13 protein-coding genes are annotated in these 12437 nt (G+C 35.9%); 5 read left to right on the forward strand and 8 right to left on the reverse strand.

What is annotated here, in order from left to right; genetic code table 11:
* Window positions 1–14 precede the first annotated feature (14 nt).
* Entirely contained in the window at window positions 15–1199 is a 1185-nt protein-coding gene (locus tag C7D53_RS08360; RefSeq protein WP_106915929.1) for a sigma-54-dependent transcriptional regulator, read from the forward strand.
* A 100-nt stretch (window positions 1200–1299) separates the two neighbouring features.
* The gene (locus C7D53_RS08365; protein WP_106915930.1) at window positions 1300–2661 is read left to right on the forward strand and encodes an MATE family efflux transporter; all 1362 of its coding nucleotides are present in this window, start codon (window positions 1300–1302) and stop codon (window positions 2659–2661) included.
* A 255-nt stretch (window positions 2662–2916) separates the two neighbouring features.
* Here C7D53_RS08365 and C7D53_RS08370 read toward each other — a convergent pair whose 3' ends face one another.
* Together C7D53_RS08370 and C7D53_RS08375 are read right to left on the reverse strand one after the other, a co-directional pair.
* Window positions 2917–3420 carry a GNAT family N-acetyltransferase gene (locus C7D53_RS08370; RefSeq protein WP_106915931.1) on the reverse strand — a complete coding sequence of 168 codons (504 nt, stop codon included), beginning with the start codon at window positions 3418–3420 and terminating at the stop codon, window positions 2917–2919.
* Window positions 3421–3675: 255 nt separating this feature from the next.
* The gene (locus tag C7D53_RS08375) at window positions 3676–4236 is read right to left on the reverse strand and encodes a Crp/Fnr family transcriptional regulator (protein WP_106916712.1); all 561 of its coding nucleotides are present in this window, start codon (window positions 4234–4236) and stop codon (window positions 3676–3678) included.
* Window positions 4237–4311: 75 nt separating this feature from the next.
* On the opposite strand from C7D53_RS08375, the gene C7D53_RS08380 reads away from it, so the two are divergent.
* Window positions 4312–5001 carry an HAD family hydrolase gene (locus tag C7D53_RS08380; RefSeq protein ID WP_106916713.1) on the forward strand — a complete coding sequence of 230 codons (690 nt, stop codon included), beginning with the start codon at window positions 4312–4314 and terminating at the stop codon, window positions 4999–5001.
* Window positions 5002–5062: 61 nt separating this feature from the next.
* On the opposite strand, the gene C7D53_RS08385 is transcribed toward C7D53_RS08380, so the two are convergent.
* The 3 genes from C7D53_RS08385 to era all read right to left on the reverse strand — a co-directional run bounded on the left by C7D53_RS08385 (window position 5063) and on the right by era (window position 8990).
* Window positions 5063–7465 (reverse strand): alpha/beta hydrolase family protein, encoded by a 2403-nt coding sequence (locus C7D53_RS08385; protein ID WP_106915932.1) that lies wholly within the window; start codon window positions 7463–7465, stop codon window positions 5063–5065.
* 153 nt (window positions 7466–7618) lie between these two features.
* Window positions 7619–8047 (reverse strand): DoxX family protein, encoded by a 429-nt coding sequence (locus tag C7D53_RS08390; protein ID WP_106915933.1) that lies wholly within the window; start codon window positions 8045–8047, stop codon window positions 7619–7621.
* A gap of 67 nt (window positions 8048–8114) precedes the next feature.
* Complete coding sequence (gene era, locus C7D53_RS08395; RefSeq protein ID WP_106915934.1) at window positions 8115–8990, reverse strand: GTPase Era; 876 nt, start codon at window positions 8988–8990, stop codon at window positions 8115–8117.
* Between the two features lie 268 nt (window positions 8991–9258).
* Between era and C7D53_RS08400 the strand changes: the two genes are divergently transcribed.
* Together C7D53_RS08400 and C7D53_RS08405 are read left to right on the forward strand one after the other, a co-directional pair.
* A complete protein-coding gene (locus C7D53_RS08400) occupies window positions 9259–9822 on the forward strand; it encodes a Crp/Fnr family transcriptional regulator (protein WP_106915935.1) in 564 nt (187 codons plus the stop codon).
* A gap of 69 nt (window positions 9823–9891) precedes the next feature.
* The gene (locus C7D53_RS08405; protein WP_106915936.1) at window positions 9892–10221 is read left to right on the forward strand and encodes a DMT family transporter; all 330 of its coding nucleotides are present in this window, start codon (window positions 9892–9894) and stop codon (window positions 10219–10221) included.
* 94 nt (window positions 10222–10315) lie between these two features.
* On the opposite strand, the gene C7D53_RS08410 is transcribed toward C7D53_RS08405, so the two are convergent.
* The 3 genes from C7D53_RS08410 to C7D53_RS08420 all read right to left on the reverse strand — a co-directional run bounded on the left by C7D53_RS08410 (window position 10316) and on the right by C7D53_RS08420 (window position 12410).
* A complete protein-coding gene (locus C7D53_RS08410) occupies window positions 10316–11083 on the reverse strand; it encodes a class I SAM-dependent methyltransferase (RefSeq protein WP_106915937.1) in 768 nt (255 codons plus the stop codon).
* A complete protein-coding gene (map, locus tag C7D53_RS08415) occupies window positions 11083–11892 on the reverse strand; it encodes a type I methionyl aminopeptidase (RefSeq protein WP_106915938.1) in 810 nt (269 codons plus the stop codon). Before map ends, C7D53_RS08410 begins: the two co-directional genes overlap by 1 nt.
* A gap of 86 nt (window positions 11893–11978) precedes the next feature.
* Window positions 11979–12410, reverse strand: coding sequence for a BT0820 family HAD-type phosphatase (locus tag C7D53_RS08420; RefSeq protein WP_106915939.1), 432 nt, complete (start codon window positions 12408–12410; stop codon window positions 11979–11981).
* Window positions 12411–12437: the final 27 nt, after the last annotated feature.

A 12437-nucleotide genomic window follows, 5' to 3' on the forward strand; every position in this document is an offset into this window, starting at 1 on the left:
TTAAATTTGCAACTATGCAAAAAATCCTTATAGTAGAAGACGAAAAAGCAATCTCGGGAGTACTTCACAGTATTCTGTCTGATGAACTTACAGAATATGAATTTGTTATCGCTGAAGACGGCCTTGAAGGTTACAAACAGGTAGAAAAAGAAGATTTCGCACTGGTGATTTCTGATATCAAAATGCCTAAACTTTCAGGAACTGAACTTTTAAAACAGAGTCTTATATTAAAACCAGAAACTACTTTTATCATGATCTCAGGTCACGCAGATATTGATTCTGCTGTTTCCTGCCTGAAAGAGGGTGCATATGACTTCATCTCCAAGCCAATTGACATCAACAGACTGATTACCAGCGTAAAGAATGCATTAGCTAAGGAAACTCTGAAGAAAGAAAACAAAAATCTTCAGACTGAAAACAAAACCTTAAAGAGAAAAGTTAACAAAAAATACCAGATGATCGGTACCTCTCCTGCGCTGCAGAAGATTCAGGATATGATCGAAAAGGTAGCGGCTTCTGATGCTAGAGTTCTGATTACAGGACCCAATGGGGCTGGAAAAGAATTGGTAGCTCATGCCATTCACAACCAAAGTGAGCGTGCAAGAGGGCCAATGATTGAAGTAAACTGTGCTGCAATCCCATCTGAACTTATCGAATCTGAACTTTTCGGACATGTAAAGGGATCTTTTACCGGTGCTATTAAGGATAAGCAAGGAAAATTTGAGCAGGCTAACAGCGGAACAATCTTCCTTGATGAGATTGGAGATATGAGTCTTATTGCTCAGGCTAAGGTATTGAGAGCGCTTCAGGAAAGCAAAGTATCTCCTGTGGGAAGTGATAAGGAAATAAAAGTGGACGTAAGAGTAATTGCGGCTACTAATAAAAACATGCAGAAAGAGATTGAGGAAGGGAAATTCAGAGAAGATCTTTACCACAGACTTTCTGTAATTGAAATCTATGTTCCACCATTGGATGACAGAAAAGAGGATATCAAGTTATTGGTAGAGCATTTCTCCGGCATGATTGCTGATGAGCATGGTACTGCAATGAAAAAGTTTGATGATAAAGCTATTGATGCTTTAAAAGCTCTTTCATGGACTGGAAATATCAGAGAATTAAGGAATGTTGTTGAAAGATTAATTATTCTTGGTGGAAATACTGTTTCTGCGGATGACGTTGCAAGTTTTGTAAGGAAATAATAAAGCTATTATTTACAATATTATAAAAATTTGCAGTATCACTACTGCAAATTTTTTTTTGGACTATTTGAATTATAAACTATATGAATCTTAAAATATTATGAAATTTTTAAACAAAAACTACACAAAGGAATGCCTGACTTTGGCTCTGCCTGTGATGCTCACCCAGGTAGGGCAAGTTTCAGTAAATTTATTCGACAATATTATTGTCGGAAAACTTTTGGGAGCAGATGCTCTGGCGTCTGTTTCACTAGGAAATGCAGTTTTCTTCTCCATATTTGTATTGGCACTTGGGTTTTCATTTGCAATACCTCCGTTGGTTTCAGAAGCACACTCAAAGGAGGATCATGCTACTATTAATTCAGTATTCAGTCATGGTTTTGTTATCAATATGGCCGTGGGAGTCATTCTTATGTTGGTCTTATTTGCAGTAATGCCTCTACTCCATCATTCCGGACAGCCGGCAAAGATCATTCCGGACACCATAGGCTTTTTAAGCATTATGGTAGTGAGTATGATACCTATTATGGCTTTCCAGACGCTTCGTGAAGTTTCAGAGGGGTTATCCTATACGATTGGAGTTACCAAGGCTACCATCATCGCTAATGTCATCAATATTGTCCTAAACTATGTATTTATCAAGGGACTTTGGGGTATACCTCCAATGGGAGTAAAAGGATCTGCACTAGCTACCCTGATCTCCAGAATCTTTATGGTGGTTTTCCTTTATTTTGTACTGATTAAAGAAGAGAGAACAAAACGCTATATCAAAGATTTCTCTTTGAAAGTACAAGACTTTTCTAAGGCAATGTTTGATAAAATGGTAAAACTGGGATTACCTACAGCTTTACAAATGTTTTTTGAGGTAACTGCTTTTGCAGGAGCTGCTTTTATCTGCGGACTGATCTCTGCTCATGATATTGCTTCTCATCAGATTGCATTGAGTATGGCTTCATTTACATTCAACCTTTGTGTTGGGTTCAGTGTAGCTTCTACTGTTATGATCGGAAGAAAGCTGGGTGAACAGAACTTTGTTGAATTAAGAAAAGTCGGGATCAATAATTTAAAGATTGCGTTTATCTTTATGTGTATCTGCGGATTGTTCTTCGTTCTGGGCAGAAATATATTACCAACTTTCTTCACGAAAAAAGAAGAGGTTGAAGTAATTGCTCTGGCTTCAAAATTAATGATTATTGCCGCTTTATTCCAGCTTTCTGACGGAATTCAGGTAACGGCATTGGGAATGCTGAGAGGTTTGCAGGATGTTAAAATACCATCCATTTATACCTTTATCGCCTATTGGGTGATTACCATTCCTTTAGGATATTTCTTCTGTGTTACATTGGAAATGGGAGCTTTTGGAATGTGGATCGCCCTTGGACTTGGATTAACGGTGTCAGCTGTATTCCTTGTTAAACGATTCCTGAATATGTCTGCAAAGAGAATTAAGCAGAATATATAATACTGAAAAGGCTGTTTCAATAGAAGCAGCCTTTTTATTTTTCTCGCTGATTTTGGAGATTATGCAGATTTCTATTACAAATCAAAGTATTAATATTAGACATTTTCAACAGTTAAAAACATCTACAATCTTTTTCATGCAAATCTTGAAAGTCATAAATATTTTAATATCTGTGTAATTTGCTAAATCAGCGAGATATATTTTTTAATCTAGAAATAAGAGAAAAGCCACCTCAAATGAGACAGCTTTTTTATTCTATTTAATTCTTTTTCCTAAAATTACCAGACTTCTTTCAACCCCATCTAAAACAGCTACATTGGGAAGGTTTCCCCAATCTTCAAACCCAAAGTGCCTGAATAACTTCAGACTTGGCTCATTATGAAGAAAGATAAGCGCTACAAGGTTGTTTACTCCAAATTTTCCGGCATTATCAATACAATACTGAAGCATGGTCTTACCATAGCCTTTTCCTCTACAGCTTTCATCCAAATAAATACTTACCTCTACCGTACCATTGTACGCAGCCCTTTCATGGAATGAACTAAAACTTATCCAACCAATCACCTGGTCCTGATCATCTTCAACGATCCAAAGAGGTCTTGTTTGAGGATTGTGTTCTTCAAACCATTTTAACTTGCTTTCTACAGGGACCTCCTCCATGTCTGCTGTCACCATTCTTGAAGCAATTGTAGAATTATATATGGCAACAATTTTATTTAAATCTGCCAACTCAGCATTTCTGAACTTTAATTCTTCCATTGATATTAAATCAAACTTATTTTAATACAAAAATAATAAATTTTCAAAACACCCCCTTGTAATTCAATTATTTTACACAAATAACAACATTAAAACCAATCAACCCCTCCAAGGGAAAGTTAATAACTATTTTTTAACATTTAAATTCACAAAGACGCGATGAATTTGATAGCATTTGATATTTTAAGATGCAAAGATTTTATCTACGATAAAATTGAATACAGATCGTTTTACTACTCGTATTTTCCAACGAAATCATTTCAAGTCCTTTAAAATCCTATTCAGGCTTCGTACTGTTATTCCCAGATAGGCGGCCATATTTTCTTTTGAAATTTGAATATTTTGTTTTAACTGCATTTTAAGCAGTTGCGCCAGGGTATGTTCTATGGTATAAAGCTGTTGATAGGAAGCCCTGCTTGAGGTATTGATAATACGTTCTGCAAAGGAATCCAATAGTAAATTGTTTAGGATAAGATCCTTTTTAATGAGGCTCTTAAAATGACTCAGGTTTATGGTATAAACCGTAACATCGGTCAGTGCTTCAATTCCGCACAGACAAGGGATATTTTTTATCAATTCCACCTCTCCAATAATTTCTCCGCTACCCAGAAACTCAACAATATATTCCTTTCCGTTTTCCTCAGCAAAATAACATTTTACAATACCTTCCTTAATGAGCATGACTTTAGAAAGAGGTTCATCCTGAATCAACAACTTTTCGCCACTGGAAAAGGTCTGCGGTACAATATCTTCTCCATTCTGATTATGGTAAAGTACTTCAAGATAGCTTAAAAATGATTGATTGGTCCTTAACATATTCATTCGGGACAATTGTCCTTTGGTGGTTTATTTTTTATGTTGAAATTTGAAGTGGAAAATTACAAAACTAAAATGAATAATCACATTACAACAATAGCCTTTGATGCAGATGATACTCTTTGGGTGAATGAACCTTATTTTCAGGAGGCAGAAAAAGAATTCTGTATACTTTTAGAAGACTATCTTCCTCAGCATTCTGTTTCTCAGGAATTATTCAAGACCGAAATGCAAAACCTGCATTTGTATGGGTATGGAGTAAAAGGCTTCATGCTTTGTATGATTGAAACCATCAGCAGGGTTACCAATAATACGGCATCTTTACAGCTGGTCAATAAAGCCATTGAATTGGGTCAGGAACTTCTGCAAAAACCCATTGAGCTTTTAGACGGCGTTACAGATACTTTGGACAGTTTAAAAGGAAAATACAGACTGGTTGTAGCCACAAAAGGAGATTTACTAGATCAGGAACGTAAGCTTAAAAATTCTGGATTGCAAGATTATTTCCACCATATCGAGATCATGAGTGACAAGAAAGAAAATGATTACAAAAAACTCCTGAAACATCTTGACTGCCTGCCGGAAAATTTTCTAATGCTAGGAAATTCTATTAAATCTGATGTTCTGCCAGTATTGGAAATCGGAGGATCTGCTGCACATATTCCTTATCATATCACATGGAACCACGAACAGCATGATGTGAATTTAGAACATGAACATTTTATGGAATTAAAAAGTATTGATGAAATATTGAAACATTTATAAAAATTCCTTTAAAATCAAATAAAAAAGAGGTTGTTTATTGCAAACAACCTCTTTCTATATACTATTTTTTTAAACACTTTTCAAGGAACTGATCCTGCTCCCATAAAACATGAAAAATATTCTCTTTAGCCTGATATCCGTGGGATTCTTTTGGAAGAAGAACCATTCTTACCGGCGCACCCAAATTTTTCAAGGCCTGGAAGTATCTTTCAGTCTGTAAGGTGAAAGTCCCTGGATTGTTATCTGCATCACCATGAATCAAAAGTAGTGGTGTTTTCATTTTATCGGCATTCATAAACGGAGACATTGTATTATAGACTTCCGGAACATCCCAATAATTTCTTTGTTCAGTCTGGAATCCGAATGGAGTCAACGTTCTGTTGTAAGCCCCGCTTCTAGCAATACCACAAGCAAAAAGATGAGAATGGGTCAAAAGATTAGCCGTCATAAAGGCTCCATAGGAATGTCCTCCTACAGCTACTTTCTTTTTATCAATATATCCTAATTGATCTACCGCATTAATTGCTGCATCTGCATTGGCAACCAACTGAGTAATGAAGGTATCGTTCGGCTCCGTTTTTCCTTCTCCAATAATAGGGAAAGCGGCATGATCTAACACGGCATATCCTTTAGTAGTCCAGTATACAAAAGATCCGTAAGTCGGAAATGTAAAATCATTATCATTCTGGGTACTTTGGCCTGCTGTATTTTTATCTTTATACTCTCTTGGATAAGCCCAGATTAGCAATGGAAGCTTTTCATTTTTTGCCTTTCTGTCATAACCTGCAGGTAGGTAAAGAGTTCCGCTCAGGGTAACTCCATCATTCCTTTTATAGGTAATAACTTCCTTGTAAATATCCTTGATACTTTCAAAAGGGTTGGCAAAATAAGTTACAGCCTCTGTTTTATTGGACTTAATATTCTTTTTAAAATAGTTTGGATACTGGTTTGAAGCCTCCTGAGTTGTCAAAATCTCTCCTTTTGATGGATTTAGAATATCAACGATATTTTCCTTTGCATTCTTGATGTTTGACGTATACAGCCTTTTCTTTTTAAGTGATTTAACATCCATTTCATCAATAAAAGGACGCTGCCCGTCTTTTGTAAATCCGTCACCTATCAAATAGGTCTTCCCGTCTTTTATTTCGATAACAGACCTTCCATATTGGTTTTTAATCTTGTTAAACTTACCCGGATTACTGTAAACATCCTGAACATTTCTGTCATCAATTACCTTTGACTCTCCGTTATTCAGATCGATCAGGAATGATTTTGTATTTCTGGTGTCATACCATTCTTCAGAAACTACAGCATAATGATCATTGGTCCAATTAATATCTTCATATCTCTGCTTCATTTTGAAGAAAGATTTTGGAGCAGCCGCAAACGGGGCTTCCCAAGTAAAGATTTCATCCCTATATTCAGCAACTTTATGCTGATTTCCTCCATCAAGAGCTTCAGTATATACCAAAGTTGCCGGAGCGTCACTTCTCCAATTCATATCTCTTTTTCCTGTTCTTACTGATGAAAAGCCCTTTGGCATAATCTCATTAAGCGGAACTTCGTTTACCACCTTTACAACACTTCCTTTCTTATCATATACAGTTGATGTTGAAGGAAATCTGTTCAGTGGAACAATATAGGAGAATGGTTTTTTGATTGTAGTTGTCAATAAATAGTTACCATCCGGAGAAAAGCTTAAACCTGAATACATGTCCGTATTCATAAGTTTCTTAAGATTTCCGTTCAGATCTACATTATAGACTTCAGAAGATACAAGAACCTCAAAGTTCTTCTCATCCTGTGGATTTTTCAAAAGATCCTGATATGTTCTGTTTTGTGAAACCTTTCCATCTGCTGTAGAAACAATAGGTCCTGTTGGAAGATCCTTGCTTGAATCAATCAGGGCGGGTCTGTTTTGAGGAAGTGTTCTTATCAATAGACTTTGTGAATCATTATACCAGATGAATGGATATCCTAAATTCGCGTTCAGTACGTCTTGAGTAATCTTTTTTGCAGCAGCGGTTTGCAGGTCTATTATCCACAGCTCTACCCCTTTATCTGTAGTATTGGTAAAGGCTAGTTTTTTTTCGTCCGGTGAAAATAAAAGATGGGCAATTTTAGCTTCTGATGGTAGGTTTTTTACCTGAGTCTCATTTTTATCCCCAATCTTTCTTATTTTAAGATTATTAAAATAAGTAACTGTACTGGCAATATTAGTAACCGGATTGATCCTTAGTCCTCCCAGTTTCATTTCCTGTTGGTTAAGATCATTCAGAGTTTTATAAGCCGGTCTGTATGTAAACACAACCCAGTCTTTCTTACTGTTCATCAAAACAGCAGGTGGTCTGTCATAATCTGCAAGTTTCAGAATTTCTGCAGAAGGCTTTTGGTAGGTAATATTCTCCTGTGCATCATAAAAATTGAGAAATGCCAGAAGGCAAATTGTCAGCTTTATCTTCATATAGATTCATTTTCCACGAATGTAGTGATTTTTGAATAATTACCAATATACCAAATCACGTAGAACATCTGAAAACAAAGACAATTTCAAATATAACTCCAATAAAAAAAGAGCATCAATTGATGCTCTTTTATACTATATTCAGTAAGTTTATTACCAGTCTGAAGCCCTTTTTCTTCTTTCAATCATATGATCTACAGAAACCTTTCCGGCTCCGATAATCATCAGAAGAAGATAAACAGAAAGATAAATAAGACTCATCTCTCTTTTTTCAAAGGGGTCTGCACCATGAACTACAAATCCTGCAATAACCATTGTAAAGATAAGAAAACCCAAGGAAATCCTTGTAAAAAGTCCTAATATCAGTAAAATTGAACAAACAAATTCAGCAACCACTGTAAGAATCAATGAAATCTGAGGACCTAATCCCATAAAATCGAAAAATTCAATTTTACCGCCTGCCAACAGCATTTGGAGCTTTGGATATCCATGAGAAAGCATTGCAAAACCTACAAACACTCTCACTGCTAATAAAATAATATCTTTAGGTATTGAGCTTGAATTTGAATTATTATAGTTCATTTACTAAAAAATTTAGACTAAGTTAATAAAAATCTTTTAATACAACGGAATCTACGGTGTTTTTAGTCTATCTGTACCCGAAATTTTTCAAGTCACGATCATTCTTCCTCCAATCTTTTTTCACCTTTACGAATAAATTCAGGTGAATTTTCTTGGAAAAGAATTTTTCAAGATCTAACCTTGCATCGGTTCCCACTTTCTTGATAGCCTCTCCTTTGTGACCAATAATAATTCCTTTCTGCGTATCTCTTTCTACATAGATAATAGAATCTATAAAGATAATTCCTTCTTTTTCCTTAAACTGCTCCGTAACTACTTCTACAGAATATGGAATTTCTTTGTCATAATTTAAAAGAATTTTCTCACGGATAGCCTCATTTACGAAGAACCTTTCCGGTTTGTCCGTATACTGATCCTTATCATAGTAAGGTGGGTTTTCGGGTAATAAAGATTTTATTTTAGGTAAAATAATCTCTGTATTAAAGGCATTTAGGGCAGAAATTGGAAGAATTTCAGCCTTAGGAATCCTGTTGTGCCAGTCTTCTACCAGTTTTTCAAGGCCAGCCTGATCAGTTTGGTCTACTTTGTTTAGTAAAAGAAGTACAGGAACAGGAATCTTATTTAATTTATCAATCAAGAACTCTGATGGTTCAGCTTTATCAGTTACATCTACAATAAAAAGGAATACATCGGCATCCTGCAGGGAATCCTTTACAAAATCCATCATTTTTTCCTGCAATCCGTATTTAGGGTCCAATACTCCGGGAGTATCAGAAAATACGATTTGAAGATCCTCTTCATTATAAATACCAAAAATTCTGTGACGGGTTGTCTGGGCTTTCTGCGTTACAATCGCCAACTTCTCTCCCATCAATTGGTTAAGTAGTGTTGATTTTCCGGCATTCGGCTTTCCAACTATATTTACAAATCCAGCTTTGTGCATAAAAATAATATTACGAACTGCAAAGTTACTAAAACAAAATTGGTCTTTGCGGTTAATCTCAATATTTAAAAGAAAAAAGAGAGTTATATAATCTTATGACAGGCTGTAAAGGGAAATGTTAAAGCCTAAATCCTATTTCTTTGGGGAAGCCCATTGAAAACTTGGCAAGATCCCCCACCCCATTACTTAATATAACCATAAAAAATATCAGATTATTTTGTATCACATTACTTAAAACTGATACTTTTGAATATTAGAATTCATATTTATGAATATAGACCAGATTCTTGATCAAATTTATATCCTTCCTGAGGCTTCCAAAAACAGCCTGAAAGAATGTATTACCGAAGTTTCCCATCCAAAAGGATATTGCCTGATGGAGGCAGATAAGGTAATACCACACCTCTATTTTATCCGTAAAGGAATTGCACGCGCCTATTCTTCAACATCTGACAATGATATTACATTCTGGTTTGGAAGTGAAGGCCAATGTATACTTTCTATGAAAAGCTATGTGGAAGACAAACCCGGTTATGAAAGCATTGAACTGCTTGAGGATTGTGATTTGTACAGACTGGAAACTGAGAACCTCAGAAAATTGTTTAATGAGGACATTCATATTGCCAACTGGGGAAGAAAACTAGCAGAAGCTGAAATGATAAAGTCCGAAGAGCTTATCATCTCAAGGCAGTTCAAAACATCATTGGAACGGTATAAGGATATTATCCTGTACCAGCCGGATCTGTTAAAGAGAGTTCAGCTTGGTCACATTGCTTCTTACCTTGGGATTACCCAGGTGAGCTTAAGCAGAATTCGGGCGGAGATAAAGTAGTATTTTTTAACAATTGTAAAATTTTTTCTGCCCATAAATTCTGAAATTTGCAGTAGAAAAATTTACAAAATGAATTGGATCATATTAGTTATCGCAGGATTATTTGAAGTTGCCTTCGCTTCATGTTTAGGAAAGGCAAAGGAAACATCAGGAACAGAGATGTATCTTTGGTACACCGGCTTCCTGATAACGATGACTATAAGCATGCTTTTGCTTATCAAAGCTACTCATACATTGCCTATTGGTACGGCTTACGCTGTATGGACAGGAATTGGGGCGGTAGGAACTGTCTTAATGGGAATTTTCTTCTTTAAGGATCCTGTAAGCTTCTGGAGAGTATTTTTTATCATCACCTTAATTGGTTCAGTAATCGGATTAAAGGCGGTTTCTTCTCACTAAGAGACAGAAACTCTAAAAATAATTTCTATCTAGTTTAAATATAAAACCGCCTTCATTATGAAGACGGTTTTATTTTTTCAGCATACTTTCTTTATTATTTCTTGAAAACTACAGGAAGAATCTCATTGCTTCTCAACCCGTATTTTTTTATTTCTTCTTCTGAAAATTTCTGTGAATAAAAATTAGGTTCTGCTTCAAAACCGGCTTTTCTTAAACGGTCGAAATAATCCATCCCATACCAACGAACATGATCGTATTGTCCGAAATGTTTCTGACGCTCCTTTGGATCTTGTATGGTAAAGTCTTCGTAGGTCTTTTCCAATGAATTTCTCATTGGAACCTGAAGTATACCCCATCCGCCGGGCTTCATCACTCTGTAGAGCTCACTAATTGCCTTTGCATCATCTTCAATATGTTCCAAAACATGGTTACAGAAGACAATATCAAAACTTTCATTTTCGAAAGGAAGATCCAGAATATCGGCTTTCACATCTACAATCGGAGAATAAAGATCAGCAGAAATATAATTCAGATTGCTCATTCTCTTGAATTTCCTTAAAAATTCCTGTTCGGGAGCAATATGCAGAACTTTATAGCTTTTAATAAAGAAATCGGTTTCATTTTGAAGATACAGCCACATCTGGCGGTGTCTTTCCAGACTTAAGGTTCCGGGAGAAAGGGCATTTTCTCTTTGTTTTCCGTATCCATAAGGCAGAAATTTTCTGTATGACCTTCCATCAATGGGATCATAGAATGTATCTCCTTTAAAAAACTGATAAATAAGCGGTCGTGCCCAGATGCTCATTTTAATAAGCATTGGACGTGGAATTTTATTCAGTAAAAGCTTAGTTATCTTCTTCATTAAAAATCCAGTTGGAAAGGCTTTTCTTCGTCACTTACAATCCCTAGGGCTTCGTATACATAATCAAATGTTGAAAGCAATACCGGTTTACCGTTGATTACTGCTACATCATGCTCAAAGTGTGCAGACGGTAGGTCATCCAGAGTAGTTACTGTCCAGCCATCACTATGGAATTTCACTTTTTCAGTTCCAAGGTTAATCATAGGTTCAATTGCAATTGCCAAACCGTCCTTGATTACTTTTCCGCTTCCTTGTTTACCATAATTAGGGACTTGTGGATCTTCATGCATTTTTCTTCCTAAACCATGTCCTACAAGCTCTCTTACTACTCCGTATCCTTCTTTTTCACAATGTGCCTGGATAGCATGGGAAATATCTCCTATCCTTTTTCCTCTGATACATTGCTCAATCCCTTTGTAAAGAGATTCTTTAGCCACCTTTAATAGTTTTTTCACCTCCGGTTTTACTTCACCAATCTCAAAAGTGTAAGCATGATCTCCTACAAACCCGTTAAGAATAACGCCACAGTCTACAGAAAGAACATCTCCTTCTTTTACGACCTCGTTGTTTGGAAAACCATGAACTACCTGCTCATTGGGAGAAATACACAGAGAGTTTGGAAAACCTCCATATCCTAAGAAAGCTGGTTCAGCACCATGATCTTTGATAAAATCATGAGCTAATTTATCCAAATATAATGTAGTAATTCCCGGTTTTATTTCCTTTGCTAACATTCCCAATGTTTTAGAAACCAATCGGGCGCTCTCCTTCATCAGACGCAGTTCGTCTATTGTTTTTAATTGAATCATTGTATTAATTTACCAATGTATTAATGTATCAGTGTAGCCATATTGATTGATGAATAGGTACACTGTTAGATTGTTATATTTTTTTCTTACCAGAAAAGTCCTTTTTTCTTTTCTTTTTTAAGCTTTGAATAAGCAAGAACTTCTTTTCCTTCTACACGAAATTCTATTCTCTCCTGAATAATATTATAGATTTCACCCCATCCTGGAAATCCACCAATGTTTCTGTCATCAATGAACCAGTCTGCATCCAATTTTCTGGATTGATTTTCAGCATCAAAAACTTCTCCTTCGAAACTTGAGTTTACCGCATAAAATTCTACTCCATTCTTTTTACAGAATTCTACTGCTTCATCTAACGTTTTTCCGTGTCTGTATGTCCAAAGAATAAGTCTGAAACCTTCTGCCTGAAGTCTTTTTAATGTTTCAAAAGCGAAAATTTTCGGTTTACCAATTGCCGGATAAGCATCATCCACAACAGTTCCGTCAAAGTCAACAGCAATCTTTTTATTATTTAACATTTTGTTCTTTTTTTAGCTTTGCAAAGA

It is taken from the genome of Chryseobacterium aurantiacum (assembly GCF_003020585.1).
GTDB classification, from domain to species: domain Bacteria; phylum Bacteroidota; class Bacteroidia; order Flavobacteriales; family Weeksellaceae; genus Chryseobacterium; species Chryseobacterium aurantiacum.

Coding starts and splice junctions, on each gene's coding strand:
- era (WP_106915934.1), bottom strand. CDS start 8,990: ATGCACAAAGCTGGATTTGTAAATATAGTTGGAAAGCCGAATGCCGGA.
- C7D53_RS08420 (WP_106915939.1), bottom strand. CDS start 12,410: ATGTTAAATAATAAAAAGATTGCTGTTGACTTTGACGGAACTGTTGTG.
- C7D53_RS08405 (WP_106915936.1), top strand. CDS start 9,892: ATGAATTGGATCATATTAGTTATCGCAGGATTATTTGAAGTTGCCTTC.
- map (WP_106915938.1), bottom strand. CDS start 11,892: ATGATTCAATTAAAAACAATAGACGAACTGCGTCTGATGAAGGAGAGC.
- C7D53_RS08365 (WP_106915930.1), top strand. CDS start 1,300: ATGAAATTTTTAAACAAAAACTACACAAAGGAATGCCTGACTTTGGCT.
- C7D53_RS08360 (WP_106915929.1), top strand. CDS start 15: ATGCAAAAAATCCTTATAGTAGAAGACGAAAAAGCAATCTCGGGAGTA.
- C7D53_RS08390 (WP_106915933.1), bottom strand. CDS start 8,047: ATGAACTATAATAATTCAAATTCAAGCTCAATACCTAAAGATATTATT.
- C7D53_RS08410 (WP_106915937.1), bottom strand. CDS start 11,083: ATGAAGAAGATAACTAAGCTTTTACTGAATAAAATTCCACGTCCAATG.
- C7D53_RS08400 (WP_106915935.1), top strand. CDS start 9,259: ATGAATATAGACCAGATTCTTGATCAAATTTATATCCTTCCTGAGGCT.
- C7D53_RS08385 (WP_106915932.1), bottom strand. CDS start 7,465: ATGAAGATAAAGCTGACAATTTGCCTTCTGGCATTTCTCAATTTTTAT.
- C7D53_RS08370 (WP_106915931.1), bottom strand. CDS start 3,420: ATGGAAGAATTAAAGTTCAGAAATGCTGAGTTGGCAGATTTAAATAAA.
- C7D53_RS08375 (WP_106916712.1), bottom strand. CDS start 4,236: ATGTTAAGGACCAATCAATCATTTTTAAGCTATCTTGAAGTACTTTAC.
- C7D53_RS08380 (WP_106916713.1), top strand. CDS start 4,312: ATGAATAATCACATTACAACAATAGCCTTTGATGCAGATGATACTCTT.